Here is a 26279-nt window from a genome sequence, read left to right as displayed (position 1 = left end):
CGGGGCCCCGCCCCTGATCAATCCCCGATTCCCGTACGACACGTCCCCGTTACCGGCCATTCAGACGCGCTTGCGACGCTCACGCAATGACGCGCTCCGTGCCCACGCCCCTCAGGGCGGTCCTCCCGAAGGGGAGACTCCCGGACCCCACGGGCCGCTCCGACGCGCCCGACCGCCCCTTCGCGCGGAAGAATGGGCCCATGAGCCAGCAGCCCGCCGAGGTCCCGGTCCAGTCCTCCGCCACGTCGTCCGCCAAGACCTCGTCCAAGACGTCGTCCAAGACGCCCGCCAAGGCCTCGACGAAGGTCCCAGCGAAGGTCCCGACGAAGACCCCGGCGAAGGCGCCGGCGAAGGCCCCGGCCACCAAGAACGCCCCCGCTGCCCCCGCCGCACCGGCCGCCGCCCCCTCCGCGCCCTCCGCCTTCGGTCCCATAACCGCCCGCCGCCCCCACGCCGACCCGCACGCCGAGACCGACCGTGCCGCCGAGCGGGCCACCGAGGCCGACATGGACGCCGACCCGGACACCTTCGTCAGCGACGGCGAGCTCGGCGCCGAGCTCCCGCAGGGCCGCTTCCTCGACCGCGAACGCAGCTGGCTCGCGTTCAACGAGCGCGTCCTCGAACTCGCCGAGGACCCGACGACCCCCCTCCTCGAACGAGCGAACTTCCTCGCGATCTTCGCCTCGAACCTCGACGAGTTCTTCATGGTCCGCGTCGCCGGCCTCAAGCGCCGCATCGCCACGGGCGTCGCCACCCGCTCCGCCTCCGGCCTCCAGCCCCGCGAGGTCCTCGACCTCATCTGGACCCGCTCCCGCGAACTCATGGCCCGGCACGCCGCCTGCTACCAGCAGGACGTCGCCCCCGCGCTCGCCGACGAGGGCATCCACCTCATCCGCTGGCCCGAGCTGACGGAGAAGGAGCAGGCGCGCCTCTTCACCCTCTTCCGCCAGCAGATCTTCCCCGTCCTCACCCCGCTCGCCGTGGACCCGGCGCACCCCTTCCCGTACATCTCCGGCCTGAGCCTCAACCTCGCCGTGGTCGTCCGCAACCCGGTCAGCGGCCACCGCCACTTCGCCCGCGTGAAGGTCCCTCCCCTCCTCTCCCGCTTCCTGGAGGCGTCCCCGCAGCGGTACGTCCCCCTGGAGGACGTGATCGCGGCGCACCTGGAGGAGCTGTTCCCCGGCATGGAGGTGCTGGCGCACCACATGTTCCGGGTGACGCGGAACGAGGACCTGGAGGTCGAGGAGGACGACGCCGAGAACCTGCTCCAGGCCCTGGAGAAGGAGCTCATGCGACGCCGCTTCGGCCCGCCGGTGCGGCTGGAGGTGGAGGAGTCGATCGACCCGTACGTCCTCGACCTCCTCGTCCGCGAGCTGAAGATCTCCGACGCCGAGGTGTACCCGCTGCCCGGTCCCCTCGACCTGACCGGCCTCTTCGGGATCGCCGGGCAGGACCGGCCGGAGCTGAAGTACCCGAAGTTCGTCGCGGGCACGCACCGCGACCTCGCCGAGGTCGAGTCGGCGTCCGCGCCCGACGTCTTCGCGGCGCTGCGCGAACGCGACGTCCTCCTCCACCACCCGTACGACAGCTTCTCCACCTCCGTACAGGCGTTCCTGGAGCAGGCGGCGGCCGATCCGGACGTCCTCGCGATCAAGCAGACGCTCTACCGGACGTCCGGCGACTCCCCGATAGTGGACGCCCTCATCGACGCCGCCGAGTCCGGCAAGCAGGTCCTCGTCCTCGTCGAGATCAAGGCCCGCTTCGACGAGCAGGCCAACATCAAGTGGGCGCGGAAGCTGGAGGAGGCCGGCTGCCACGTCGTGTACGGCCTCGTCGGCCTCAAGACGCACTGCAAGCTCTCCCTCGTCGTGCGCCAGGAGGGCGAGACGCTGCGCCGCTACTCGCACGTCGGCACCGGCAACTACCACCCGAAGACGGCCCGGCTGTACGAGGACCTCGGCCTCCTCACCGCGGACCCGCAGGTCGGCGCGGACCTCTCCGACCTCTTCAACCGGCTCTCCGGCTACTCGCGCCGCGAGACGTACCGCCGCCTGCTCACCGCCCCGAAGTCGCTGCGCGACGGGCTCGTCTCCCGCATCACCAAGGAGATCGCCCACCACCGCGCCGGCCGCCCGGCCTACGTCCGCATCAAGGTCAACTCCATGGTCGACGAGGCCGTCATCGACGCCTGCTACCAGGCCTCGCGGGCGGGCGTCCCGGTCGACATCTGGGTCCGCGGCATCTGCGCCGTACGCCCCGGCGTCACCGGCCTCTCGGAGAACATCCGGGTCCGCTCGATCCTCGGCCGCTTCCTCGAACACTCCCGGATCTTCGCCTTCGGCAACGGCGGCGAACCCGAGGTGTGGTTCGGCAGCGCCGACATGATGCACCGCAACCTGGACCGCCGGATCGAGGCCCTCGTACGGGTCTCCGACCCGGCGCACCGGGCCGCACTGACCCGGCTCCTGGAGACCGGGATGTCCGACACCACCTCCTCCTGGCACCTCGGACCCGACGGGAACTGGACGCGACACGCGACCGACCCCGAGGGCCGGCCGCTCCGGCACGTGCAGGAGATGCTCATCGACGCGCGGAGGCGCCGGCGTGCACAACCTTGACCCCCTGCGGGACGTCACGGCGGGGGAGGTCGTGGCCCCCTATCTCCACGCCCGGGCCGCGGACTTCCTCCGCGGCCTGCGGATCCACGGCGACAGCAGCGCCGCCTCGACCGGTACGGAGGAGGCCGCCCGTACGCTGCGGGGCGCCGCCCGGCGCATCGGCGGCACCCTCCACACCTTCCGGCCGCTGCTCGACACGGCCTGGGCTGACCAGCTGCGCACCGAGCTCGCCTGGCTCTCCGGCACGCTCGCCGTCGAGCACGCGTACACCTCCCGGCTGGTCCGCTTGGTGGACGCCCTGTCCCGCCTGTCGAACGGCGGGGCCCAGGTCCCGGCGGCCCGCGGAGAGGCCACGGGGGTGAGCGCCGCCGGCCTCACCGTCGGCGCGGCCCGCGCGGGCGCCCTCCTGGAACGCCAGCTGACCCTGGCCAGGACCCGGGCCCACTCGGCGGCGCTCCAGGCCCTCGGCTCCTCCCGCTTCCACGCGGTCGCGGACGCCGTGGCCCTGCTCGCCTCGGACGTCCCCCTCGGCCCGGCGGGCAGCGCCCCGGCCCTGGAGACGATCGACGCCCCGGCGGCCCTCGCGGAACGCCGCCTCCTGGACGCGGTGAACGCCCTCCCGCTCTCCCGGGCGGCCCACCCGTACAACGCGGACGCCCTGGCCCTGGCCACCGGCGAGGCCCAGGACGCCCCCTGGCACCGCACCCGCCACCTCCTCCGGCTGCACCGGTACGCCGCCGAGCTCCTCCACACGGGCGGCGAACCGGATCCCGTCCTGTACGAGTCGGCCCGTGCCCTGGACCGGCACCGCGACGCGGCGGAAGCCGCCGCCGCGGCGGCGGCGGCCGCCCGCACCCCGAGGATCGCCCCGGCGACGGCGTACGCCCTGGGCGTCCTCCACGCGGACCAGCGCCACGAGGTCGAAGCGGCCCGCTTCGCCTTCCAGCAGGCCTGGCACAGAACGAAGGCCCACGCCTCATGACCGCCCCCACCCCCGACCCGACCACCCCCATCCAGGCGGCGGGCTGCGTCCTCTGGCGCCCGGCACCCTCGGGCGAGGGCATCGAGATCGCGCTGGTCCACCGCCCGAAGTACGACGACTGGTCGCATCCGAAGGGCAAGCGGAAGCGCGGCGAGTCGGCGGAGGCCTGCGCGCTCCGGGAGGTCCTGGAGGAGACGGGCCGCCGCTGCGAACTGGGCGAGCGCCTCCCGACGGCCCACTACACGGTGGACGGCCGCCCCAAGGAGGTCGTCTACTGGTCGGCCCGTGCCCTGGACGGCGGCTTCATCCCCACCAAGGAGATCGACGCCCTCGTCTGGCTGCCGCCGAGAACGGCCCGGCACCGCCTCACCCAGCCCCGGGACCGCACCCTCCTGGACGCGGCGGTCCCCACCGCCCACGCGTAGCCGCGTCCCCTGCCCCACCCGCGCCCCCGCCCCACCCACGTTCCCCGCCCCCACCTCCGAGCCCGGCCGATGGCCGGGCTCAGCCCTTTCCCGGCCCAGGCCGGAGGCCCACCCCCGTCCTTCCGGCACGGTTCACTTTCCGTTCACCCTCCCCCGCCGACCGCTTCACCTGTTCTGCCTAATTTCGGACTCACACGGTGCACGGAGCACAGCGATGCACCTCCAACCGACACACGCCGCCGTACAACGACAGGGACCGGGGACACGCCCCACTCCCAGGCGGCTTCTGGAAGGAACACCCGAAAGTGAAGCTTTCGCGCAAGAACGGGCTTCGCGCCTCCGCGATCGGTGCCCTCGTCGTCTCCGGTGCGCTCGTCCTCTCGGCGTGTGGCTCGGACAACAACACGGAGACCCCCGCCAAGGAGGGTGGCGCCACCACCTCCGCCGCCGGTGCCACCGCGTCGAACATCGCGTGCGAGGGCGCCAAGGGCCAGATCCTCGCCGCCGGCTCCAGCGCGCAGAAGAACGCGATGGACCTGTGGGTCAAGAACTTCCAGGCGGCCTGCGACGGCGTCGAGATCAACTACCAGGCCATCGGCTCCGGCGGCGGCATCACCAAGTTCAACCAGGGCCAGGTCGCCTTCGCGGGCTCCGACTCCGCCCTGAAGGACGAAGAGGTCGCCGAGTCCCAGAAGATCTGCAAGGGCGGCAAGGGCGTCAACCTGCCCATGGTCGGCGGCCCCATCGCCATCGGCTACAAGCTGGACGGCGTGGACAACCTCGTCCTCGACGCCTCCACCATCGCCAAGATCTTCGACAACAAGATCACCAAGTGGAACGACCCGGCGATCGCCAAGCTGAACCCGGGCGCCAAGCTCCCCGACTCCACCATCCAGGCCTTCCACCGCTCGGACGAGTCGGGCACCACCCAGAACCTCGGCAAGTACCTCTCGAAGGCCGCCCCGGCCGACTGGAAGCACGACCCGAAGTCGAAGTCGTGGCCCGCCGAGGGCGGCCAGGCCGCCAACGGCTCCTCCGGTGTCGCCACCGCGGTCAAGGACACCGAGGGCGCCATCGGCTACTTCGAGCTCTCGTACGCCGCCGCGAACAAGATCTCCACGGTCGCGATCAACACCGGCGCCTCCGCCCCGGTCGCCGCCACCACCGAGAACGCCTCCAAGGCCATCGCGGCCGCCAAGGTCAAGGGCACGGGCAGCGACGTCGCCCTCTCCCTCGACTACGAGACCAAGGCCGAGGGCGCCTACCCGCTGGTCCTCGTCACGTACGAGATCGCCTGCGACAAGGGCAACAAGGCGGAGACCCTGCCGACCCTGAAGGCCTTCCTCAACTACACCGTCAGCGAGGAGGGCCAGAAGGTCCTCTCCGACGCCGGCTACGCCCCGCTCCCGGCCGAGATCGCCGCGAAGGTCCGCGCGATCGTCCCCACCCTGTCCTGACCCCCGGCCGGGCCCGGCCCTCCCCGAAAGCCACCAGGCCGACGGAGGGGCCGGCCCCGGCATCCGGTGCACCGCCGCCAGGGCCCGTACCCGTACGGGACCCGCAGACCGGAGAAGAACAGATGGCTACCACCACACCAGACATACAGAGGAAGCGTCGCGCCAAGAGCGCGTCGCGCCCCGGGGACCGCATCTTCAGCGGCCTCTCCCGAGGCTCCGGCATCACCCTCCTCGTGATCATGGCCGCGATCGCGGTCTTCCTCACCTACCGCACCGTCCTCGCCGTCTCGAAGGACAGCACCAACTTCTTCACCACCTTCGAGTGGAACCCGGCCGGTGACCCGCCGGTCTTCGGCATCGCCGTCCTCGCCTACGGCACGGTCGTCTCCTCGGTCATCGCGATGGTCATCGCCGTGCCCGTCGCGATCGGCATCGCGCTCTTCATCTCGCACTACGCCCCGCGCAAGCTGGCCAAGCCGCTCGCGTACGTGGTCGACCTGCTCGCCGCCGTCCCCAGCATCATCTACGGCCTCTGGGGCGCGATCTTCCTCGTCCCGTACCTCGACGGCCTCAACAAGTGGCTCGACCAGTACATGGGCTGGACGTACGTCTTCGACAAGTCCGCCGACGGCGTCGCCCGCAACCTCTTCACCGTGGGCATCCTGCTGGCGATCATGATCCTCCCGATCATCACCAACGTGACCCGCGAGGTGTTCCTCCAGGCCCCGAAGATGCACGAGGAAGCCGCCCTGGCCCTCGGCGCCACGCGCTGGGAGGTCATCCGCATGGCGGTGCTGCCCTTCGGCCGCTCCGGCATCATCTCCGCCTCGATGCTCGGCCTCGGCCGCGCCCTCGGCGAGACCATGGCCGTAGCCGTGGTCCTCTCCCCCAGCTTCCTCATCTCGGGCCACCTCCTCGACCCGGGCGGCGGCACCTTCGCGCAGAACATCGCCGCCAAGTTCAACGAGGCCAACGAGTACGGCCGCGACGCGCTGATCGCCTCCGGCCTCGTCCTCTTCGTCATCACCCTGCTGGTCAACGGCGCCGCCCGCTGGATCATCGGCCGCCGCAAGGAGTACTCGGGGGCAGCGGCATGAGCCACGCCATACAGGACCGCCCGATCACGATGGCCCCGCGCCGCGGATCGCTCTCCCACGCCCGCCTCCCGCGCTGGACCCCCGCCGCGGTCGCCGCCGGCTCCGTCGCCGCCGGAACCGGCATCGGCCTCGCCGCCGGCTGGCACAGCAAGGTCCAGTGGGGCATGATCGCCGCGCTGCTCTTCGTCCTCGCCACGTACGCCCTCACCACCAAGGTCGAGGGCAGCCGCCAGGCCAAGGACCGCGTCGCCACCAGCCTCGTCTGGGTCTGCTTCGTCCTCGCCGTCATCCCCCTGCTGTCCCTCGCGTGGGTGACGATCAGCAAGGGCATGGAGGTCCTCGACGGCTACTTCCTGACCCACTCGATGAACGGCGTCCTCGACGCCGAGGCCGGCGGCGGCGTCTACCACGCGCTGCTCGGCACGATCGAGCAGGTCGGCATCGCGACCCTGATCGCCGCGCCGATCGGCCTCCTCACCGCGGTCTACCTCGTCGAGTACGGCGGCGGGAAGCTCGCCCAGGCCGTCACCTTCTTCGTCGACGTCATGACGGGCATCCCGTCGATCGTCGCCGGCCTCTTCATCCTCTCCACCTGGACCCTGATGCTGGGCTTCGGCCCCTCCGGGTTCGCCGGAGCGATGGCCCTCGCCATCCTGATGATGCCGGTCGTCGTCCGCTCCACCGAGGAGATGCTCAAGCTCGTCCCGAACGAGCTCCGCGAGGCCTCCCTCGCCCTCGGCATCCCGAAGTGGCGCACGATCCTGAAGGTGGTCCTCCCCACCGCGATCGGCGGCATCACCACGGGCGTCATGCTCGCGATCGCCCGCATCACCGGCGAGACGGCCCCCGTCCTCCTCCTCGTGTTCGGTACGAAGCTCATCAACCCGAACCCCTTCGAAGGCGCCCAGTCCTCCCTGCCGCTCTACGTGTACGAGCAGTACGCGGTCGGCACCGACGCCGCAGTGGCCCGCGCCTGGGCCGCAGCGCTCGTCCTGATCGCCTTCGTCATGATCCTCAACCTGGTGGCCCGCGGCATCGCCCGCTGGAAGGCCCCGAAGACCGGCCGCTGACGCGGCACTCTGGAAGTGAATTGATATGGCCAAGCGAATCGACGTCAGCGGCCTCTCCGCCTACTACGGCGCCCACAAGGCGATCGACGACATCTCGATGACCGTCGAGCCCCGCTCCGTGACGGCCTTCATCGGCCCCTCCGGCTGCGGCAAGTCCACCTTCCTGCGCACCCTCAACCGCATGCACGAGGTCACCCCCGGCGGCCGCGTCGAGGGCAAGGTGCTCCTGGACGACGAGAACCTGTACGGGTCCCACGTCGACCCGGTCGCCGTGCGCCGCACGGTCGGCATGGTCTTCCAGCGCCCCAACCCCTTCCCCACCATGTCGATCTTCGACAACGTGGCGGCGGGCCTGCGCCTGAACGGCAAGTACAAGAAGTCCGAGCTCGGCGACATCGTCGAGCGCTCCCTCAAGGGCGCGAACCTCTGGAACGAGGTCAAGGACCGCCTCAACAAGCCCGGCTCCGGCCTCTCCGGCGGCCAGCAGCAGCGCCTGTGCATCGCCCGCGCCATCGCGGTCGAGCCCGACGTCCTGCTCATGGACGAGCCCTGCTCGGCCCTCGACCCGATCTCGACCCTCGCGATCGAGGACCTCATCGGCGAGCTGAAGGAGCGCTTCACGATCGTCATCGTGACGCACAACATGCAGCAGGCCGCCCGCGTCTCCGACCGCACGGCCTTCTTCAACCTGGCGGCCGTCGGCCAGCCCGGCAAGCTGATCGAGCTGGACGACACCGAGCGCATCTTCTCCAACCCGAGCGTCCAGGCGACCGAGGACTACATCTCCGGCCGCTTCGGATAAGCCCCTCCAAGACCCCTTGTGGTGCTGCATGGCGGTGCCACCACAAGGCGAAGGGCCCGGCTCCCCCACCAGGGGAGCCGGGCCCGTTTCCGTACCACCGACAGGCCAGCCGGCCGTCAGCCGGCCGTCAGCCGAAGAGCAGCGCCACGACGTAGTAGCTCAGCGCGGCGACGACGGCGGCGGCCGGCATCGTGATGAACCAGCCGAGGATGATGTTCTTGGCGACACCCCACCGCACCGCGTTGACCCGCTTGGTCGCGCCGACGCCCATGATGGCCGAGGTGATGACGTGGGTCGTCGAGATCGGCGCGTGGAAGAGGAACGCGGAGCCGAACATGATCGACGCACCCGTGGTCTCCGCCGCGAAGCCCTGCGGCGGGTCCAGCTCGATGATCTTGCGGCCGAGCGTCCGCATGATGCGCCAGCCACCCGCGTACGTACCGAGCGAGAGCATCACGGCACAGGCGATCTTCACCCACACCGGGATGTCGTCGCCCGCCTGCTGCACGTCGGCGATGACGAGGGCCATCACCACGATGCCCATCGTCTTCTGCGCGTCCTGGAGACCGTGACCGAGCGCCATGCCGGCCGCCGACACCGTCTGGGCGATGCGGAAGCCGCGCTTGGCCTTGTGCGGGTTGGCCTTGCGGAACATCCACAGGATCGCGCACATGACCAGGTAACCGGCGATCAGACCGACGACCGGCGAGATGAACATCGGGATGACGACCTTGTCCAGGACGCCGCCCCAGATGACCTCCGTGCCACCCGCGAGCGCCGCGCCCACCATGCCGCCGAACAGAGCGTGCGAGGAGGAGGACGGCAGTCCGAAGTACCAGGTGACGAGGTTCCAGATGATCGCGCCGACGAGCGCGGCGAAGAGGATGCCCATCCCCTTGTCGCCGTGCGGCGTCTCGATCAGGCCCTCACTGACGGTCTTGGCGACCCCGCTGCCCATGAAGGCACCCGCGAGGTTCATCACCGCGGCCATCGCGAGCGCCGCCCTGGGCGTCAGGGCCCGGGTCGACACCGAGGTGGCGATGGCGTTGGCGGAGTCGTGGAAGCCGTTCGTATACGTGAAGCCGAGCGCGACACCGATGGTCACGATCAGAGCGAAGGTGTCCACGAAGCTCAGGACTCCTTGACCGCGATGGTCTCCACCGTGTTGGCCACGTGCTCGAACGCGTCGGCCGCCTCCTCCAGCACGTCCACGACCTGCTTGAGCTTCAGCACCTCGATGGCGTCGTACTTGCCGTTGAAGAGGTGGGCGAGCAGCTTGCGGTGGATCTGGTCGGCCTGGTTCTCCAGACGGTTGACCTCGATCCAGTACTCGGTGAGGTTGTCCATCGTCCGCAGGTTCGGCATGGCCTCGGCGGTCAGCTCGGCCGCCCGGGCCAGGACCTCGATCTGCTGCTCGACACCCTTGGGGAGCTCTTCGATGTTGTAGAGGACGACCAGGTCGACGGCCTCTTCCATGAAGTCCATGATGTCGTCGAGGGACGACGCGAGGGAGTAGATGTCCTCGCGGTCGAACGGCGTGATGAACGAGGAGTTCAGCTGGTGGAAGATCGCGTGGGTGGCGTCGTCGCCGGCGTGCTCCGCTGCCCGCATCCGCTCCGCGATCTCGGCCCGGGCGGAGGGCTCCGCACCGAGCAGTTCCATCAGGAGCTTGGAGCCCGTGACGATGTTGTCCGCGGACGCGGCGAACATGTCGTAGAAGCTCGTCTCCCTGGGGGTCAGACGAAATCGCACGTGAGGTCCTCGGGGTGCTGGGTTTCGGTCAGGCTGATGCTAGGCGCATCATCCGGCCACGGCTAACCGGCGTCCTCTCAGTGTCGCCCATCAGGCACAGTGAACTGCACGAGGCCCCCGCCCGGAACGGCGAGGATCGGTACCATATACCCACGAGGGGTATACCCCCTCCAATCCGGACAACGGGAGGACGCGATGACCACCACCGAGGCGGCCCAGGCCACCCCCGCGCTCGCCGAGACGGCCGAGGCCGTCGCGCCCACGCCCACCGCGGCCGTGGAGCCCGCCGACCACGACCACGGCGTGCACGGCTACCACCACCAGAAGGACGAGCACCTCAAGCGGCTCCGCCGCATCGAGGGCCAGATCCGCGGCCTCCAGCGGATGGTCGACGAGGACGTCTACTGCATCGACATACTCACGCAGGTCTCGGCGTCCACGAAGGCGCTCCAGTCCTTCGCCCTCCAGCTCCTGGAGGAGCACCTGCGGCACTGCGTCGCGGACGCGGCCACCAAGGGCGGCGACGGCATCGACGCGAAGGTCGAGGAGGCCACGAAGGCCATCGCCCGCATGATGCGCACCTGAGGAGCGCACCGGAGTCCTCAGTCCCACGAGCGTGGGCCGTACGCGCACCGGACCGGAGTCAGAGGTCCCGTACGGCCCGCTCGTCGGTGAAGACCCGCAGGACCTCGTCGATCCGGTCGGCGCTGAGCCGCTCCCCGTCCGCGGCGGAGGCCGCGATGATCAGCTCGCCGCACAGTTCGATCTCGGCGAGGGCGACACCGTCCTGGTCTGCGGGAACGGTCGCTGTACCGGGCGAAGCCACGTGCGGTCACCTCTTCCTGCCGGTGTCGGTCCCCCAGAGGCCTCCCAGCGTAGGGAGGGCGCCCGGCGGGGCGCATGACACGTCTGGACCATTTGACGATGGTCCGAAGAACCACCCTCAGGCCTTGATCTTCCCGGCGTAGATGTCCCGCCGGTCCGGCAGCGTCACCTCGACGGCCGCGCCGAACCCGTACAGCAGCGTCGTCGACGCGACCGCGACCGTACGTCCCTGGTTGCTGAAGCTGAACTGGTGGCGGACCTTCCGCAGCCGCCCGTCCCCGTCGAGGTACGCGTCGAAGGGCACGGTGTCCTTGGCGAACCCTTTCGCCGCCGCGGCGAGCGCGCCCCGCACCTGCGGCGAGGCGACCCGGGCGGCCTCGGCGATGTCGGCGACACCCCGGTAGTGGGCGACCCTCACCCCGGCGAGCTCGACCTCGCCGACGTACGTGACCTGGCGGGCGCCCCGCAGCAGCTCGGCCGCGGCGGCCGGGTCGGTGGCGCCGCCCGTGACGAGGTTCCCGTCGTCGAGTGCGGTGGTGTCGACCCGCACCCACTTGTCGGCGGGGACCCCGGCGCCCCGGTTCTTCATGTAGAGCGCGCCCGGTGTGAGGAGCTCGGTGATCGGCCGGTGCTCGTCGGCGCCGGCCGCGTCCTTGGGCAGCAGCACCTGGAGCCGGCCGGTGCGGCGCCGGAAGTCGTACGTGCCCTCGCCGCGGATGGTGACCCGGGTCCCGCCGGCGGCCATCTCCATCGAGGTGCTCGCCTTGGAGCTGCCGGCCTTCGTGAGCGCGTCCGCCGCGTTCCGTACGGTCGGGAGGGGGTCGCCCGCCGCCTTCGGGTCCTCGGGTGCGGCGCACCCGGCGACCGCCGAGGCCCCCACGAGGGAGCCGACCAGGACGACGGTGACGGTCCACGCCCCGCTCCCGTGCCCGCGCGGACGCCCGTACCGCTGCACCACCATCGCTCCCCAACCCCCCACGCCGCACCGCCGCTTGCCCGGGACCCGCACGTCCCCGGCCCCCGCGGGTCCGGGGACACCCGTCCGGATAACGACGGTCGGGACGAGCCGTCACGCGCAGTACGGTGGAGGTGTGCACGCGCAGGCATCCCCCCACACGATCACCACGACGGAACGCGGCTCGTTCGCGCTGGCACGCTGCAGCTGCGGCTGGACCGGCCCGGCCCGCAGATCACGCGAGCGGGCTCGTACGGACGCCACGGAACACCTCCGCACGACGGCGCCCGACCCCGCGTAACCGCTCCGGATCCGACCCGCGTATCCGCTCAGGCGCCGACCCGCGTAACCGCGCAGGCGCCGACCCGCGTCAACGCCCAGGCGCCGGCCTCCGTCGCCGCTCAGGCGGCGAGGTCGTTCCGTCCCGCCCCCGCGTTCGGCCCGGCGAGCCGCGGCTCGGGGATTCCGACGGTCTCGGGCCGGCGCGGCCCCTCGGCGCTCCGCGAGCGGACGAGCCGGGCGGCCCGCCCCGAGCGGGCCACGGCGGAGACGACGGGCGTGAGCAGCGCGAGCGCGACGGGCGCGAGGAGCAGCGCGACCGCCGTGCCGAGGGCGAAGCCGCCGATGACGTCGGTCGGGTAGTGGACGCCCATGTAGACCCGGGCGAAGCCCTCGACGAGCGCGAGGCCGATGGCGACGAGGCCGATGCGGCGGTGGGCGACGAAGACGCCGACACCGAGGGCCATGGCCAGGGTGGCGTGGTCGCTGACGAACGAGAAGTCGGTCTTGCCGTCGACGAGGACTTCCAGCCCCTGGTGGTCCTTGAAGGGCCGGGGCCGCTCGACGAAGCCCCGGATCGGGATGTTCACGAGAAGGGCGATGCCGGCGGCCAGCGGGGCCCAGACGAGCCCGGCGACGGCCGAGACGGAGTCGGCGAGGGTGCCCTCGCGGCGGACGCTCCACCAGCACCACAGCACGACCAGGACCATCCCGAGCATGATCCCGTACTCGCCGACGAACCCCATGACGCGGTCGAACCACGCCGGGGCGTCCTTCGCCAGCCCGTTGATGTCGTAGAGCAGGCTGACATCGGGGTTGGCACCGTCCGATGCGAGTCCAGCCATCGCTTGCGGCCCCTTGCTTCTCGTGTCTGTCGTCCCACCCCCGTGGTCAGAGCGGTCGAGTCAGGGAACGAACTGCCTGAGGCGCTCGTTCCGCTCTCGACGGTGGATCATGACGACGTTATCGAAGAGTGACGGTTCACCGCAGCTCAGGGCCACGACATGACGGAGAGTTCCGGCCAATGTCGCCCGCCACCCGACGGTCCGTCTCCTTCCGTTACGCCTCCGGCAGATGGGTCGGCAGAGCCGCCGCCCCCTCCGCCGTGACCCGGGTCGCACCGAAGTAGTCCGGGGTGTCGATCCGGTCGAACCGGATCACCGCACCCGTCCGCGGAGCGTCGATCATGTAGCCGCCACCGACGTAGATCCCCACATGACGGATCGCCCGCGAGTTCGTCAGGTCGTCGGAGAAGAACACCAGATCCCCCGGCAGCAGCTCCTCCCGCGACGGATGCGGCCCGGCGTTGTACTGGTCGTTCGCCACCCGCGGCAGCCGGATCCCGACACTCTCGTACGCCGCCTGCGTCAGACCGGAGCAATCGAACCGGCCATTCTGCGCCGCCGTACCCGTACCGCCCCAGAGATACGGCGTACCGAGCTTCTGCTGCGCGTAGTGAATGGCCCCCGCCGCCTGCCGCGACGGATCGACCCGCCCCACCGGACGCGCGAAACTCGTCGCCAGCGACCGGATGATCCGCACGTAGCCCTGCGTCTCCTTGTACGGCGGAACACCCCCGTACTTGATGACGGCGTACGCCCCCGCGTTGTACGCGGCCAGCATGTTCGCCGTCCGGTCGCCCGGCGCGCCCTTCACGTACCCCGCCAGCTCGCAGTCGTACGAGGCCGCCGACGGAATCGCGTCGGCCGGATCCCAGATGTCCCGGTCCCCGTCCCCGTCCCCGTCGACCCCGTGCCCCGCCCACGTCCCCGGCATGAACTGCGCGATCCCCTTCGCGCCCACCGGCGACACGGCCCGCGGGTTCCAGCCGCTCTCCTGGTACAGCTGCGCGGCCAGCAACGCCGGATTGATCTCGGGACACAGATTGCCCCACCGCTGCACGAGCCCCTGGTACAACGCCGGCACCGCACCCTTGGCCAGCGCCACCGTGCCCCCCGCGGCGCTCCCCGCGCCCCCCAGGAGACCCGCGGCCGCCGAGTACGTGCCGACGACGAGCAGCGCGACGAAACTCAGACAGGCCCCGAGGGCCCCACCGGCGACGAGCCACGCCTTGCCAGCCCTACGCACCGTCAACCACCCCTCGGCTCATGGCAGTACGTCCCGGAACGCCAGTCTAGGCGGCGAGGAGTCCGCCGGGGAGACGCCCAAGAGTGGAACAACGATGATCGTTGCCCGGAGTCACCCCCCGTGATACACAGAGTGACCATACGCTTCTTCGCACGGAAACCGGCCACACCACCGCAGGTCAAGACGGTCAGACCGGTCATGTGTGCGGTGATCGGGTAAAGAGAGCCGTCAAGCCGTCACACACGAGCGGTTTCATCAGCGAAGATAGGACGATGACCCATGCCGTCCGGCAGGGGCGGTCAACAACCCAACAGGGGCGGTGAGTTACATGTACCTGGCGGCAGAAAAAGGCGACATCACCACCATCATCGGTGGAATCGCCCCGAACTGGGGGCCTTTCGGCAGCCTGGGCAACGAAGCCAAGGTGATGATCGAGGTCGTGATGGCGGTGGCCATCCTGCTCTGCCTCGGCATCGCCATCTGGGGCGCGGCCAAACAGCGCATCGGCGCGACCGCGCTCCGCGACACCTTCAGCGCCGAACAGGGCAAGGGCCTGATCGTGGCCGGCCTCACCGGCGTCTTCATCATCGGCTCCCTCGGCACCCTCTTCACCATCGTGTACGGGATGGCCGTCTGACCCCCCGTCGGACACCACCCACCACCCGAGGCCTGCCGATGTCGCGTTCCCCGATGCCCAGTCATGTTGCAGCACTGTCGTACCCGCGAACGAGTGGAGGGGCGTACCCGGCATGAGCCTCGGCGACGAGCACGACGGCTACGGCGGCGTCGGCGGCGCACGCCAGACCCGCACCCGCCTGCCCGAAGGCAACAGCGGCGACGTCTACGGCGGCGCCCGCCGCCCCACCCGCAGCTCCCGCTCCCTCATCACCGTCGTCGGCGTGGTGGTCCTCCTCATCGCCGCCATCGCCTTCGCCAACCGGGGCGAGGGCGACCCGGCGGACGCGGCCCCCACCACCGGCGCCGCCGGCAAACCCGCCCCCACCGCCGCCACCGGCACCCGCCCCGTCACCACCAGGAACGGCCCCCTCCCCACCGGCCACCCCCAAACCGAACAAGGCGCCCAAAGCGCCGCCACCAACTACGCGGTGGCCCTGGGCTCCGCCGACATGTTCAACACCGACCGCCGCCACGAGATCGTCGACGCGCTCGCCGACCCCAGCACGCTGGACAAACTGCGCTCCGACTTCGACGCGGACTACTCGCAGGACTTCCTGGAGCAGATCGGCCTGAAGCAGGACGGCACCGCCCCCGCCGGGGCGACGTTCGTCAGCAGGACGATCCCGGTGGGGTCGAAGGTCACGAGCTACTCCGACACTGCGGCAGAGATCGATGTCTGGTCCGTCGGCATGTTCGGCCTTACGGGAGCCTCGTCGACCAAGCCCGTCACCCACGGATGGTTCACCATCAGCGTCAAGCTGTCCTGGACCGGGTCGGACTGGAAGCTCCTCTCCACCACGCAGCGCACAGGACCCACTCCCGTCAGCGGAGACAACCCCGTCTCCGGCTCCGAGGAGATCGCCGACGCCGTCAAGGAATTCGGGGGGTTCACCTATGCCCGCTAGGGCAAGCACCCACGGCCGTACCGTCCTGTCCTTGCTGGTGACAGCACAGGTCACGGTGTTCTCCCTGGCGTCACGCGCGACCGCGGCTCCGACTCCCACGCCCTCGCCCAGCGCCAGCGACGACCCCTGCGCGCTGATCGCCGGCCCCGCAAGGGACTACTGCGACAAGGGCCAATCCGGCGGCGGCCGCACCCCCACCAACCCCGTCACCGACCCCGCCTCCGCCCTCGACCCCCTCTCCTCCCTCGCCCGAGGCTGCGCCGACGCCGCCATCAAAGTCATCGACGAACTCTCCCAGGCCGTCAAAACCACCGCCGACGTCGACTTCACCAACATGGCCTTCCTCGGCCGCTACGCCGTCGTCTTCGCCGCCGCCACCTTCCTCACCCTCCTCCTCTGGCTCCTCGCCGTGGCCAAGCGGGCCATCCGCGGCGTCCCCCTCACCACCGCCCTCTCCGAAGCCATCGGCTTCCTCTGGCTGACGGTCCTCGCCTCCGCCTTCACCCCCCTCATCCTCTACACCGTCGTCAACGCCACCGACGCCGTCACCGAGGTCATCGCCTCCGGCACCGGCCAGCAGACCGACACCTTCTTCGGCGGCTTCAAACAAGCCCTCCAACAGGGCGACAGCATGGGCGGCGGCCCCATCATGCTGATCATCGTCTCGCTCGTGACCGTCCTCGCCGCCGGCGTGCTCTTCCTCGAGCTCTTCCTCCGCGCCGTCATGCTCTACGTCGGCGCCCTCCTCGGCGTCGTCGTCTACTCCGGCCTCGTCGACAAGAACATGTGGGGCCACGTCCGCCGCTGGGCCGGCATCATGATCGCGATCATCCTGGTCAAACCCATCATCGTGATCGTCCTCGGCCTCGCCGGCGCCCTCTCCTCCGGCACCGGCCCCAACGCCTTCTCCGCCGTCGTCTCCGGCCTCGCCATCATCCTGCTCGCCATCTTCGCCTCCGCGATGATCTACCGCTTCGTCCCCGGCTTCGGCGACGAGATCGTCGCCTCCCGCAACAACCGTCTCCACCGCGCCGGCGAGAACACCGCCGCCGCCGTCATCTCCTCCCCCGCCTCCCTCGTCTCCCAGGGCATCAAGACCCACAGCACCCGGGACAACGGAACCGGCGGCGGAGGCGGAGCGGGCCAGTCCGCCCGCCCCGCCAACCCCCTCTCCGGCGGCATCGCCGCCCACAGCAGCCGCGGCGCGGGCACAGGCACCGGCGGCGGAGGCGGAGCCACGCCCCCGCCCCCGCCCCGTAGCAGCAGCCCCACCGCCGGCACCCCGCACAGCAACCGCAAGCACTCTGGAGGTGGAGGGCGTTGACGACCCAGTCCCAGCCGGTCGCGCCCCGCCGCACGTATCTCGTCGGCCGCGCCCGGCCCAACGCGATCGTCGGCAAGAACCGCGAGACGGGCGAGATCGCCCTGATCATCGTCGGCGCGTTCCTCGGCATGATGAGCGGACTCCTCGTCCCCCTCCTCCCCCTGCGGATCGCGCTCCTCGCCGGCCTCCCCATGCTCGGGATCGCCGCCGTGTACCTCCCGTACAAGGGCCGCACGTTCTACAAGTGGTTCGAGATCAACCGCAGCTACAAGCGCATGCTCAAGCGCGGCACCGCCTACCGCTCCCTCGCCACCGAAGCCGGCACCCGCCTCGACGGCCGCGAGGTCGAGATCGGCCCGCCCCCCGGCATCGGCCGCGTCAGCTGGCTCGCCGCCCCCTTCGGCCCCGACGAGATCGCCGTACTCCTCCACGCCGACCGCCGCACCGTCACCGCCGCCATCGAGATCGAGGGCCCCGGCGTCGGCCTCCGCGACAGCGAGGACCAGGAGGCCCTCGTCGACCGCTTCGGCACCCTCCTCAAGCACGTCGCCAACGGAGACGGCTTCGTCACCCGCCTCCAGATGCTCGCCCGCACCCTCCCCGCCGACCCCGACGCCCACGCCAAGGACGTCCTCCAGCGCGGCGACACCACCGCCCCCGCCTGGCTCAAGGAGTCCTACGACCAGCTCCAGTCGATGGTCTCCACCTCCAGCGAGCAGCACCGCGCCTACCTCGTCGCCTGCATGCACTACACCCGCGAACTCGCCGCCGAGGCCAACGCCATGGCCCAGGCCACCCGCCACGCCACCGGCGCCCGCAAACTCGACCGCGACGCCGGCCTCGCCGTCGTCATGGCCCGCGAGCTCACCGACATCTGCGCCCGCCTCGCCGAGGCCGACATCCGCGTCCGCCAGCCCCTCGGCCAGTCCCGCCTCGCCTCCCTCGTCCACTCCATGTACGACCCCGACCACCCCATCGACCACATCCAGGCCATGACGAAACGAAACGCTTGGCCCGCCGAACTCGACGCCATGGAACCCACCTACCTCCAGGCCAAGACCCGCGAGTCCTCCACCCGCGCCCCCTGGTGCCACGCCACCGCCTGGGTCAAGGAATGGCCCATGACCCCGGTCGGCGTGAACTTCCTCGCCCCCCTCCTCGTCCACACCCCCGACGTCATCCGCACCGTCGCCGTCACCATGGACCTGGAACCCACCGAGGTCGCCATCGAGCGCATGCTCACCGAGAAGACCAACGACGAGGCCGACGCCAGCCGCGCCGCCAAGATGAACCGCACCGTCGACCCCCGCGACATCGCCGCCCACGGCCGACTCGACCAGCGGGGTGAAGATCTCGCCAGCGGCGCTGCCGGAGTCAACCTCGTCGGGTACATCACGGTGTCGTCGCGTTCACCCGAGGCCCTCGCCCGGGACAAGCGCACGATCAGGGCCTCCGCCGGCAAGTCGTACCTCAAGCTGGAGTGGTGCGACCGCGAGCACCACCGGGCCTTTGTGAACACCCTGCCGTTCGCGACCGGCATCCGCCGCTAGGGCCGAAGGGGCACCGACCGATGCGAGATCCGCTGTCCGTCCTGACCGACGCCTTCACCTCCTTCGTCCTCGGCAAGGTGGAGACGACCCGCCTGCCCGTCCGCACCTCCACCGGACAGGCCCAGGCCGTCTACCTGCCGACCGCCGCCCCGGGCCTCGGCGACTCCGGCGTGATCATCGGCCGCGAGGTCTACAGCGGCAAGGGGTACATCTACGACCCCTTCCAGCTGTACGGCCAGCAGCTCCCCGCCCCCCACTGGCTCGTCCTCGGCGAATCCGGCAACGGAAAGTCCGCCCTCGAGAAGACCTACGTACTCCGCCAGCTCCGCTTCCGCGACCGCCAGGTCGTCGTCCTCGACGCCCAGGGCGAGGACGGCGTCGGCGAATGGAACCTCATCGCCCAGGAGCTGGGGATAACCCCCATCCGCCTGGACCCCATGGTCGCCAACGACTCCGGGATCCGCCTCAACCCCCTCGACCCGGCCATCACCACCACCGGGCAGCTGGCACTCCTCCGCACCATCATCGAGGTGGCGATGGGCCACGGCCTCGACGAACGCTCCGGCTTCGCCCTCAAGGTCGCCCACGCCCACGTCAACGACCACATCACCCACCGCCAGCCGATCCTCACCGACATCGTCGAACAACTCCGCCACCCCGAGGCCGAGTCCGCCGAGGCCATGAACGTCGACATAGACGATGTACGGGCCTGGGGCCTCGACGTCGCCCTCGTCCTCGACCGCCTCGTCGACGGCGACCTCCGCGGCATGTTCGACGGCCCCACCACCGTCGGCATCGACCTCGACGCGCCCCTGATCGTCTTCGACCTCTCCCACATCGACCGCAACTCCATCGCCATGCCCATCCTCATGGCGATCGTCGGCGTCTGGCTCGAACACACCTGGATCCGCCCCGACCGCAAGAAGCGCATCTTCCTCGTCGAAGAGGCCTGGCACATCATCAACAGCCCCTTCGTGGCCCAGCTGTTCCAGCGCCTCCTGAAGTTCGGCCGCCGCCTCGGCCTGTCCTTCGTCGCCGTCGTCCACCACCTCTCCGACGTCGTCGACGGAGCCGCCGCCAAGGAAGCCGCCGCCATCCTCAAGATGGCGAGCACCCGCACCATCTACGCCCAGAAAGCCGACGAGGCCCGCAACACCGGCCGCGTCCTCGGCCTGCCCCGCTGGGCCGTCGAGATCATCCCGACCCTCACCCCCGGCATCGCCGTCTGGGACGTCAACGGCAACGTCCAGGTCGTCAAACACCTCATCACCGAACGCGAACGCCCCCTCGTCTACACCGACCGCGCCATGACCGAGGCCTCCGTCGCCGACCCCGAACTCGAATGGGAGACGGAGCAGCGCGCGATCCTCATCGAGCAGCAGATGAACGACACGCCCTCGCAGTCGACGGTGGCGTAGATGAGCGACCCGGCACGCAAGGAAGGAGGCGTCTCCGACGGCCTCCTCCTGACCCTCTTCGCCCTCCTCCTCTGCGCCACCGTCCTCGTCTGGACGGCGACCGGCCTGGCCGCCCTCCTCGCCCACGGCGGCTGGCCCGACGGAGTCGCCTTCACCGGCACCCCGTCCGCCCTCCGCTCCCTCGCGACCGCCCCCACCGACCTCCCCGCCGCCTGGCCCGCCACCCCGCCGACCCAGCTCTCCGGCTACGGCCTCTTCTGGGGCCTCCTCATCGGCGAGGCGATGGTCCTCCTCGTCCTCGCCGTCTTCGCCCTCGGCACGATCACCCGCTGGCGAGCCGTACGGGCACACCGCAAGGCGGGCCTGTACGAGAAGCGGCCGGCCCCCGCGGACGACACCCCGGAACCCGTACAGCAAAGCCCGAACCCCGTACGGGAATCCCCCAGGGCCACCCCGAACCCCGTACGGGAAACCCCCGCCCCCATACGAGGCGACCACACCGCCCCGTCCCCCCGCCGCCCCACCGAAGAACCCGCGGCACACCCCCGCACCGAGAACCCCCTCTACGGCCCCCAGAACGCCCGTCGCCCCACGGCCATCCGCCGGATCCGCGAAGCCGAAGGCCCCGCCCTCGTCGTCACCTCCGACCCCACCGTCTGGTCCGCGACCAAGGACGCCCGCGCCAAACTCGGCCCGGTCCTCGTCTACGACCCCGACCACCTCTGCGACACCCCGGCCCGCCTCCACTGGTCCCCCGCCGAAGGCTGCGAGGACCCGGACACCGCCGAAAACCGCGCACGGGCCCTGCTCGCCCCCGTCCGCCCGCACTCCCGCCTCGACACGGCCGTCGCCGACACCGCCGAAACCCTCCTGCGCGGCTGGCTGCACGCCACCGCCGTCGACGGCCGCCCGTTCCGCCAGGTCCACCGCTGGGCCCAGGGCACCGAAGCCCACGAACCCGTCCGCATCCTCCGCGGCCACCCCAAAGCCGCCACCGGCCTCGCCGGCCATCTCGAAGCGGTCCTGACGGGCGACCCCGAAACCCGCCGCCGCGCCCAGGAACTGACGGCCCGTGCCCTCACGGCCCTCTCGTCGATCCACATCCGCGAGGCCTGCGTCCCGAATCGAACGGACTCCCTGACCCTCGCATCTTTCCTCGACGAAGGGGGCACCCTCTACGTGGTGGGCGAACCGATCGAAGACCCCCGAACCCACCCCGGCGCGACGCCACTCCTCACGGCCCTCGCCGCAAGCGTGGTCGAGCACGGCCGCCGCATGGCCGCACGGTCATCCGACGGTCGGCTCGACCCACCACTGACGCTCGTCCTCGACGACGTCGCCGCCGTCGCCCCGCTCCCCGACCTCCCGGAGCTCCTGGCCACCGGCGACCACCAGGGCCTCCCGACCCTGGCCCTCATGCGCTCCGAGGTACAGGCGCAGAGCCGCTGGCCGGACCGCGTCTCCTAGCGTCTCCTAGCCGACGGCAGCAGGTCGCAGCACCGCGAACTCCAGCTCGTACGTGCCCTCGTCCCCCAGCGGGATCTTCACACCCGTCTCCGCGAACCCGAGCCGCCGATAGGCGGCCTGCGCCCGCCCGTTCTCGCCGTGCACGATGAGCCGCACCCGCGCGATCTCCGGCTCGGCCAGCGACCAGCACCACTCCACGGCCGCCGCGAACAGCGCGTCGATCACCCCGGAGCCCCGCGCCTCGTCACGGACGAACACCCCGACGACATGCGCCTGCTCCACCTCCGGGACATCCCCGAAGAACGTCTCCGCCCCGGCCCGCTCGACCAGCACCGACACCGTGCCGACCCACCGCCCGTCCGCCGCCTCGGCGACGAACTGCCGCACCGCGCCGGCCCCGCTCTCCGACCCCCCGAGCGTCCGCTCCTGCCAGAAGGAATCCGGCCGCGCGACGGCGTCGTCATAGGTGTCGAGGAAGGCGAGGTGCGCGACCGGGTCCTGAAGAGCCGCGAGCCGAAGCTCCCGGTTCTTCTCCCACTCGTCGGCACGAAGCGTACGAATCGAATAGTCCATGCAGGCGATCCTGACGAGCCCCACACCCCCTGACAAGCAGTTTTCCCTCGCACCCCACCCCCACGACACCGTCGTACCCCGGTACTACGCCCCTGCCCCCACACCCACCCGCGGTCCGACGCCCCGCCCTCCCCCGCTCCCTACCGTCGAAGCATGATCCGAGCAGAGAACCTCACCAAGCGGTACGGGGACACCACCGTCGTCCAGGACCTCAGCTTCACCGTCCACCCCGGCACCGTCACCGGCTTCCTCGGCCCCAACGGCGCCGGAAAGTCCACGACCCTCCGCATGCTCCTCGGCCTCGACACCCCCACCCGCGGCCACGCGACCATCGACGGCCGCCCGTACGCCGCCCACCGCGCCCCCCTCACCCACGTCGGCGCCCTCCTCGAAGCCCGCTCCCTCCACCCCGGCCGCTCGGCCCTGGGCCACCTCACCGCCCTGGCCCACACCCACGGCATCCCCCGCTCCCGCGTCGACAAGGTCCTCGCCCTCACCGGCCTCACCCACGTCGCCGACCAACGCGTCAAAGGCTTCTCCCTCGGCATGGGCCAGCGCCTCGGCATCGCCGCCGCCCTCCTCGGCGACCCGTCCACCGTCGTCCTCGACGAACCGGTCAACGGCCTCGATCCCGAAGGCGTCCTCTGGATCCGCACGCTCCTCACCCGCCTCGCCGCCGAAGGCCGTACGGTCCTCGTCTCGTCCCACCTCATGAGCGAGATGGCCCTCACCGCCGACCACCTCATCGTCATCGGCAAGGGCCGCCTCCTCGCCGACACCACGGTCGAGGAGCTCGTACGGAACCACGGCGGCACCACGGTCAAGGTCGTCACCCCCGACCCCACCCGCCTCCGCGCCCTCCTCCCCCACGCCGACATCACCGAGGACTCCCCCGACACCCTCCTGATCGCCGGCCCGGACGCCCGCGAGATCGGCGAAACGGCCGCGGCCCACGGCCTCCCCCTCCACGAACTCACCCCCCAGGAAGCCTCCCTGGAACAGGCGTTCATGGCCCTCACCCACGACACGGTCGAATACCAGGGAGCAGCAGCGTGACCACGACCTACGGCATCACCCCCACCCGCCTCCTGACCTCCGAGTGGCACAAGCTCCGCACGGTCCGCTCCACCTGGATCACCGCCCTCACCGCGGCCGCCCTCGTCCTCGGCGTCGGCATCCTCATGGGCGCCACCTACACCTCCGGCGGAGGCGACGCCGACGTCGACACGGTCGTCCTCACCCTCTACGGCTCCCAGCTCGGCGCCATCGCCCTCGCCGTCCTCGGCATCCTCGTCACCGCGGGCGAGTACGCGACGGGCACGATCCGCGCGACCCTCACGGCCGTCCCCACCCGCACCCCCGTCCTCTGGGCGAAGGCCACCGTCTACACCGCAACCGTCTTCGCCCTCTCCCTCCTCACCGCCTTCGCCACCTTCCTCACCGCACAGGTCTTCCTCGACGACACCGACCAGGCGGCCTCCCTCACCGACGACGGCGTCCTCGCCGCCCTCGCCGGCAACGCCGCCGGGGTCACCCTCCTCGGCCTGATCGCCCTCGGCCTCGGCGCGGCCCTCCGCTCGGTCCCCGGCGCGACCGGCGCCTTCGTCGGCGGGGTCCTGATCCTCCCGGAGATCCTCCGGACGCTCCCGTACGAGACCACGGAGACGGCCCTCCGCTACTTCCCCACCCAGGCGGTCGGCGCCCTCGGCACGGCCACCCCGATCCCCGGGACGGCAAGCCCGGGAGCGGCCCTCCTGGCCCTCACCCTCTGGGCCGCCGCCGCCCTCGCGATCCCCGCGCTCTTGCTGAAGCACCGGGACGTATGAGGAAGATGATCAGGTGATCACGGAGGAGAACAGGCAGCCGACCGCCCCGAGCAGGCACGCCCAGGCCCTGCTCCGCCGCACCCGCGCGTTCGACACCCGCCACCCGCGCGTCTGGGACGCCGCCCTCACGAGCGGCTGGACGCTGGCGGCACTCGTGGACGCGAGCGGCGGCTGGCGGACCACCGCGGAGGACCCCTCCGTCCCGGTCAGGCTGGTCGTCGCCCTGAGCCTGGCCCTGACCCTCCCCCTGTACGAGCGCCGCCGCCACCCCCTGGCGGCCCTGACCGTGATGGCCGTGGCCACGACGGTCAGCGTGGTCTCGGGCGCCTTCCTGCAAGCCGCCTACCTCCAGGCGATCCCCCTCTTCCACATCGCCCTGACCCGCACCTCGCGCACCCTGCTCTGGTCCCTCCCCCTCCTCCTGACCCCCTTGCTCACGACCGCGTCGTCCCGGTCCCGCCACCTCCTCCCCACCCTCCTGGGGTACGCGCTCGTCGCCCTCATCGGCATCGTGGTCCGCTCCCGCAGGGACCACACGGCGATCCGCATCGAGCAGGAGACCCGTCTCGCCTCCGCGGCCGAACGCACCCGCATCGCGCGGGAGATGCACGACATCATCGGCCACAACCTCTCCGTCATCACGGGCCTCGCCGACGGCGGCCGCTACGCCGCCAGGAAGAACCCCGACCGCGCCGCCCAGGCCCTCGACGCCATCGCCACGACGAGCCGCCAGGCCCTCGACGACCTCCGCCGCCTCCTGGACGTCCTCAAGGACGACGACGAGGAAGCGACCCGCACCCCGCAACCCACCCTGGACGACCTGGAGCCCCTCCTGGCCGGCGTACGGGAAGCGGGCCTCCCGGTCACCCTCCGCACCACCGGCACCCCACCCGCCCAGCTCTCCGCGGGCGCCCACCTCACGGTCTACCGAGTGGTCCAGGAAGCCCTGACCAACACCCTCAAGCACGCCGGCCCGACCGCGCGGGCGACAGCCCATCTCGCCTACGCCCCAGGGGAACTGACAGCCACCGTCACCACCACCACCGCCACCACCGGCACGACACCCCCCGCACCCCGCCACGACGGCCGGGGCATCAGGGGCATGCGCGACCGCGCGGCCCTCTACGACGGCACCCTCGACAGCGGCCCGCTCCCCGACGGAGGCTGGCGGGTACGCCTCCGACTCCCCCTGAAGGACACCCCCACGTGACGACCGTACTGATCGCCGACGACCAGCCGATGCAGCGCTTCGGCTTCCGCATGCTCCTGGAGAGCCAGGACGACATGACGGTGGTCGGCGAGGCCGCCAACGGCACCGAGGCGATCCGCCTGGTCGACCGCCACCACCCGGACGTCGTCCTGATGGACATCCGCATGCCCGGACTCGACGGCATCGAGGCCACCCGCCGCGTCGTCGCCACCGGAGCCCGCACCCGCGTCCTGATCGTCACCACCTTCGACCTCGACGAGTACGCGTACGAGGGCCTCCGCGCCGGCGCCAGCGGCTTCCTGGTGAAGGACGCCCAGCCCGAGGAACTCCTCGCCGGCATCAGAGCCGTGGCCGGCGGCGACGCGGTCGTGGCCCCCAGCCTGACCCGCCGCCTCCTGGACGCCTACATCCACCACCTGCCGCGCACCGCCGGCACCACCCCGCCGCCCGAAGACCCCCGCCTGTCTCCCCTCACCGACCGGGAACGAGAGATCCTCACGGTCGTGGGCCAGGGCTGGACGAACACGGAGATCGCGGAACGCCTCCACCTGGCCGAATCCACGGTGAAAACGCACGTCGGCCGCATCCTTGCGAAAACAGGCGCAAGAGACCGCGTCCACGCGGTGATCCTGGCCTACGACACCGGCCTGGTCTTTACGAAGAACCGAACAGGGTCTTAAACGCAGGAAAGCCCCGCACCAGAAGGTGCGGGGCTTTCCCACAATGATTGTTCGGCGGTGTCCTACTCTCCCACAGGGTCCCCCCTGCAGTACCATCGGCGCTGAAAGGCTTAGCTTCCGGGTTCGGAATGTAACCGGGCGTTTCCCTAACGCTATGACCACCGAAACACTATGAAGTTGAACTCAACCGGCAAGGGAGTTCATTGCTTCAGAACTAACACAGTGGACGCGAGCAACTGAGGACAAGCCCTCGGCCTATTAGTACCGGTCAGCTCCACCCATTACTGGGCTTCCACAT

Annotated in this window: 25 protein-coding genes and 1 rRNA gene; 18 read left to right on the top strand and 8 right to left on the bottom strand. The window is 70.9% G+C overall.

Features of this window, described 5'->3' with window-relative positions:
* Positions 1-200: 200 nt before the first annotated feature.
* The 7 genes from AB0G79_RS03095 to pstB all read left to right on the top strand — a co-directional run bounded on the left by AB0G79_RS03095 (position 201) and on the right by pstB (position 8451).
* Positions 201-2618, top strand: a complete 2418-nt coding sequence (locus tag AB0G79_RS03095) for an RNA degradosome polyphosphate kinase (protein ID WP_360799256.1) — start codon at positions 201-203, stop codon at positions 2616-2618.
* Positions 2605-3600, top strand: a complete 996-nt coding sequence (locus tag AB0G79_RS03090) for a CHAD domain-containing protein (RefSeq protein ID WP_360799253.1) — start codon at positions 2605-2607, stop codon at positions 3598-3600. The genes AB0G79_RS03095 and AB0G79_RS03090 overlap by 14 nt, the downstream gene beginning before the upstream one ends.
* Positions 3597-4025: an NUDIX hydrolase gene (locus AB0G79_RS03085; RefSeq protein WP_360799250.1), complete on the top strand. Its 429-nt coding sequence runs from the start codon at positions 3597-3599 to the stop codon at positions 4023-4025. The genes AB0G79_RS03090 and AB0G79_RS03085 overlap by 4 nt, the downstream gene beginning before the upstream one ends.
* Before the next feature lie 305 nt (positions 4026-4330).
* The gene (gene pstS / locus AB0G79_RS03080; RefSeq protein ID WP_360799247.1) at positions 4331-5482 is read left to right on the top strand and encodes a phosphate ABC transporter substrate-binding protein PstS; all 1152 of its coding nucleotides are present in this window, start codon (positions 4331-4333) and stop codon (positions 5480-5482) included.
* A gap of 122 nt (positions 5483-5604) precedes the next feature.
* Entirely contained in the window at positions 5605-6579 is a 975-nt protein-coding gene (gene pstC, locus AB0G79_RS03075; RefSeq protein WP_360799244.1) for a phosphate ABC transporter permease subunit PstC, read from the top strand.
* A complete protein-coding gene (pstA, locus tag AB0G79_RS03070; protein WP_360799241.1) occupies positions 6576-7649 on the top strand; it encodes a phosphate ABC transporter permease PstA in 1074 nt (357 codons plus the stop codon). Before pstC ends, pstA begins: the two co-directional genes overlap by 4 nt.
* 25 nt (positions 7650-7674) lie before the next feature.
* Positions 7675-8451: a phosphate ABC transporter ATP-binding protein PstB gene (gene pstB / locus AB0G79_RS03065; RefSeq protein WP_360799238.1), complete on the top strand. Its 777-nt coding sequence runs from the start codon at positions 7675-7677 to the stop codon at positions 8449-8451.
* Positions 8452-8578: 127 nt separating this feature from the next.
* On the opposite strand, the gene AB0G79_RS03060 is transcribed toward pstB, so the two are convergent.
* Positions 8579-9577 (bottom strand): inorganic phosphate transporter, encoded by a 999-nt coding sequence (locus AB0G79_RS03060; RefSeq protein WP_360799235.1) that lies wholly within the window; start codon positions 9575-9577, stop codon positions 8579-8581.
* A 5-nt stretch (positions 9578-9582) separates the two neighbouring features.
* Positions 9583-10203 (bottom strand): DUF47 family protein, encoded by a 621-nt coding sequence (locus tag AB0G79_RS03055; protein WP_030495503.1) that lies wholly within the window; start codon positions 10201-10203, stop codon positions 9583-9585.
* Positions 10204-10398: 195 nt separating this feature from the next.
* On the opposite strand from AB0G79_RS03055, the gene AB0G79_RS03050 reads away from it, so the two are divergent.
* Positions 10399-10788: a metal-sensitive transcriptional regulator gene (locus tag AB0G79_RS03050; protein WP_360799232.1), complete on the top strand. Its 390-nt coding sequence runs from the start codon at positions 10399-10401 to the stop codon at positions 10786-10788.
* 58 nt (positions 10789-10846) lie between these two features.
* Here the strand turns inward: AB0G79_RS03050 and AB0G79_RS03045 are convergent, their stop codons facing one another.
* From AB0G79_RS03045 to AB0G79_RS03030, 4 genes are all read right to left on the bottom strand, one after another.
* Positions 10847-11029, bottom strand: a complete 183-nt coding sequence (locus tag AB0G79_RS03045) for a hypothetical protein (protein ID WP_360799229.1) — start codon at positions 11027-11029, stop codon at positions 10847-10849.
* A 117-nt stretch (positions 11030-11146) separates the two neighbouring features.
* A complete protein-coding gene (locus AB0G79_RS03040) occupies positions 11147-11989 on the bottom strand; it encodes a hypothetical protein (RefSeq protein WP_360799227.1) in 843 nt (280 codons plus the stop codon).
* A 395-nt stretch (positions 11990-12384) separates the two neighbouring features.
* Positions 12385-13107, bottom strand: a complete 723-nt coding sequence (locus tag AB0G79_RS03035; protein ID WP_360799224.1) for a phosphatase PAP2 family protein — start codon at positions 13105-13107, stop codon at positions 12385-12387.
* Between the two features lie 214 nt (positions 13108-13321).
* On the bottom strand, positions 13322-14356 hold the full coding sequence (locus AB0G79_RS03030; protein WP_360799221.1) for a bifunctional lytic transglycosylase/C40 family peptidase: 1035 nt from the start codon (positions 14354-14356) through the stop codon (positions 13322-13324).
* Positions 14357-14678: 322 nt separating this feature from the next.
* Here AB0G79_RS03030 and AB0G79_RS03025 point away from each other — a divergent pair, with 322 nt between their 5' ends.
* The 6 genes from AB0G79_RS03025 to AB0G79_RS03000 all read left to right on the top strand — a co-directional run bounded on the left by AB0G79_RS03025 (position 14679) and on the right by AB0G79_RS03000 (position 21692).
* Positions 14679-14987: a hypothetical protein gene (locus tag AB0G79_RS03025; RefSeq protein ID WP_024757447.1), complete on the top strand. Its 309-nt coding sequence runs from the start codon at positions 14679-14681 to the stop codon at positions 14985-14987.
* Positions 14988-15099: 112 nt separating this feature from the next.
* A complete protein-coding gene (locus AB0G79_RS03020) occupies positions 15100-15933 on the top strand; it encodes a hypothetical protein (RefSeq protein ID WP_360799217.1) in 834 nt (277 codons plus the stop codon).
* A 25-nt stretch (positions 15934-15958) separates the two neighbouring features.
* The gene (locus AB0G79_RS03015) at positions 15959-17257 is read left to right on the top strand and encodes a hypothetical protein (RefSeq protein ID WP_360800537.1); all 1299 of its coding nucleotides are present in this window, start codon (positions 15959-15961) and stop codon (positions 17255-17257) included.
* Positions 17254-18807, top strand: a complete 1554-nt coding sequence (locus AB0G79_RS03010) for an SCO6880 family protein (protein ID WP_360799214.1) — start codon at positions 17254-17256, stop codon at positions 18805-18807. The genes AB0G79_RS03015 and AB0G79_RS03010 overlap by 4 nt, the downstream gene beginning before the upstream one ends.
* A 20-nt stretch (positions 18808-18827) precedes the next feature.
* Positions 18828-20225, top strand: coding sequence for an ATP-binding protein (locus AB0G79_RS03005; RefSeq protein WP_360799211.1), 1398 nt, complete (start codon positions 18828-18830; stop codon positions 20223-20225).
* Complete coding sequence (locus AB0G79_RS03000) at positions 20226-21692, top strand: type VI secretion protein (RefSeq protein WP_360799209.1); 1467 nt, start codon at positions 20226-20228, stop codon at positions 21690-21692. It abuts the gene before it with no gap.
* Between the two features lie 6 nt (positions 21693-21698).
* Here the strand turns inward: AB0G79_RS03000 and AB0G79_RS02995 are convergent, their stop codons facing one another.
* On the bottom strand, positions 21699-22265 hold the full coding sequence (locus AB0G79_RS02995) for a GNAT family N-acetyltransferase (protein WP_360799206.1): 567 nt from the start codon (positions 22263-22265) through the stop codon (positions 21699-21701).
* Positions 22266-22418: 153 nt separating this feature from the next.
* Here AB0G79_RS02995 and AB0G79_RS02990 point away from each other — a divergent pair, with 153 nt between their 5' ends.
* From AB0G79_RS02990 to AB0G79_RS02975, 4 genes are read left to right on the top strand one after another with little or no spacing between them, the layout of a single operon-like run.
* Complete coding sequence (locus AB0G79_RS02990) at positions 22419-23321, top strand: ATP-binding cassette domain-containing protein (protein WP_360799203.1); 903 nt, start codon at positions 22419-22421, stop codon at positions 23319-23321.
* Positions 23318-24091 carry an ABC transporter permease gene (locus AB0G79_RS02985; RefSeq protein WP_360799200.1) on the top strand — a complete coding sequence of 258 codons (774 nt, stop codon included), beginning with the start codon at positions 23318-23320 and terminating at the stop codon, positions 24089-24091. The genes AB0G79_RS02990 and AB0G79_RS02985 overlap by 4 nt, the downstream gene beginning before the upstream one ends.
* A gap of 13 nt (positions 24092-24104) precedes the next feature.
* Entirely contained in the window at positions 24105-25301 is a 1197-nt protein-coding gene (locus AB0G79_RS02980; RefSeq protein WP_360799197.1) for a histidine kinase, read from the top strand.
* Positions 25298-25981 carry a response regulator transcription factor gene (locus tag AB0G79_RS02975; protein WP_360799194.1) on the top strand — a complete coding sequence of 228 codons (684 nt, stop codon included), beginning with the start codon at positions 25298-25300 and terminating at the stop codon, positions 25979-25981. The genes AB0G79_RS02980 and AB0G79_RS02975 overlap by 4 nt, the downstream gene beginning before the upstream one ends.
* 49 nt (positions 25982-26030) lie before the next feature.
* Here AB0G79_RS02975 and rrf read toward each other — a convergent pair.
* Positions 26031-26147, bottom strand: a 5S ribosomal RNA gene (gene rrf / locus AB0G79_RS02970).
* Positions 26148-26279 lie beyond the last annotated feature (132 nt).

The sequence above is a fragment of the Streptomyces sp. NPDC020807 genome (genome assembly GCF_040641575.1).
GTDB lineage: Bacteria > Actinomycetota > Actinomycetes > Streptomycetales > Streptomycetaceae > Streptomyces.
This window is presented reverse-complemented; position numbering and strand designations above follow the sequence as displayed.

Bases quoted from the DNA above. Each gene is read 5' to 3' on its own strand.
- AB0G79_RS03085 (WP_360799250.1), top strand. From the start codon at position 3,597: ATGACCGCCCCCACCCCCGACCCGACCACCCCCATCCAGGCGGCGGGC.
- AB0G79_RS03035 (WP_360799224.1), bottom strand. From the start codon at position 13,107: ATGGCTGGACTCGCATCGGACGGTGCCAACCCCGATGTCAGCCTGCTC.
- pstB (WP_360799238.1), top strand. From the start codon at position 7,675: ATGGCCAAGCGAATCGACGTCAGCGGCCTCTCCGCCTACTACGGCGCC.
- pstC (WP_360799244.1), top strand. From the start codon at position 5,605: ATGGCTACCACCACACCAGACATACAGAGGAAGCGTCGCGCCAAGAGC.
- AB0G79_RS03025 (WP_024757447.1), top strand. From the start codon at position 14,679: ATGTACCTGGCGGCAGAAAAAGGCGACATCACCACCATCATCGGTGGA.
- AB0G79_RS03000 (WP_360799209.1), top strand. From the start codon at position 20,226: ATGAGCGACCCGGCACGCAAGGAAGGAGGCGTCTCCGACGGCCTCCTC.
- pstA (WP_360799241.1), top strand. From the start codon at position 6,576: ATGAGCCACGCCATACAGGACCGCCCGATCACGATGGCCCCGCGCCGC.
- AB0G79_RS03095 (WP_360799256.1), top strand. From the start codon at position 201: ATGAGCCAGCAGCCCGCCGAGGTCCCGGTCCAGTCCTCCGCCACGTCG.
- AB0G79_RS02995 (WP_360799206.1), bottom strand. From the start codon at position 22,265: ATGGACTATTCGATTCGTACGCTTCGTGCCGACGAGTGGGAGAAGAAC.
- AB0G79_RS03020 (WP_360799217.1), top strand. From the start codon at position 15,100: ATGAGCCTCGGCGACGAGCACGACGGCTACGGCGGCGTCGGCGGCGCA.
- AB0G79_RS03050 (WP_360799232.1), top strand. From the start codon at position 10,399: ATGACCACCACCGAGGCGGCCCAGGCCACCCCCGCGCTCGCCGAGACG.
- AB0G79_RS03040 (WP_360799227.1), bottom strand. From the start codon at position 11,989: ATGGTGGTGCAGCGGTACGGGCGTCCGCGCGGGCACGGGAGCGGGGCG.
- AB0G79_RS03005 (WP_360799211.1), top strand. From the start codon at position 18,828: ATGCGAGATCCGCTGTCCGTCCTGACCGACGCCTTCACCTCCTTCGTC.
- AB0G79_RS02990 (WP_360799203.1), top strand. From the start codon at position 22,419: ATGATCCGAGCAGAGAACCTCACCAAGCGGTACGGGGACACCACCGTC.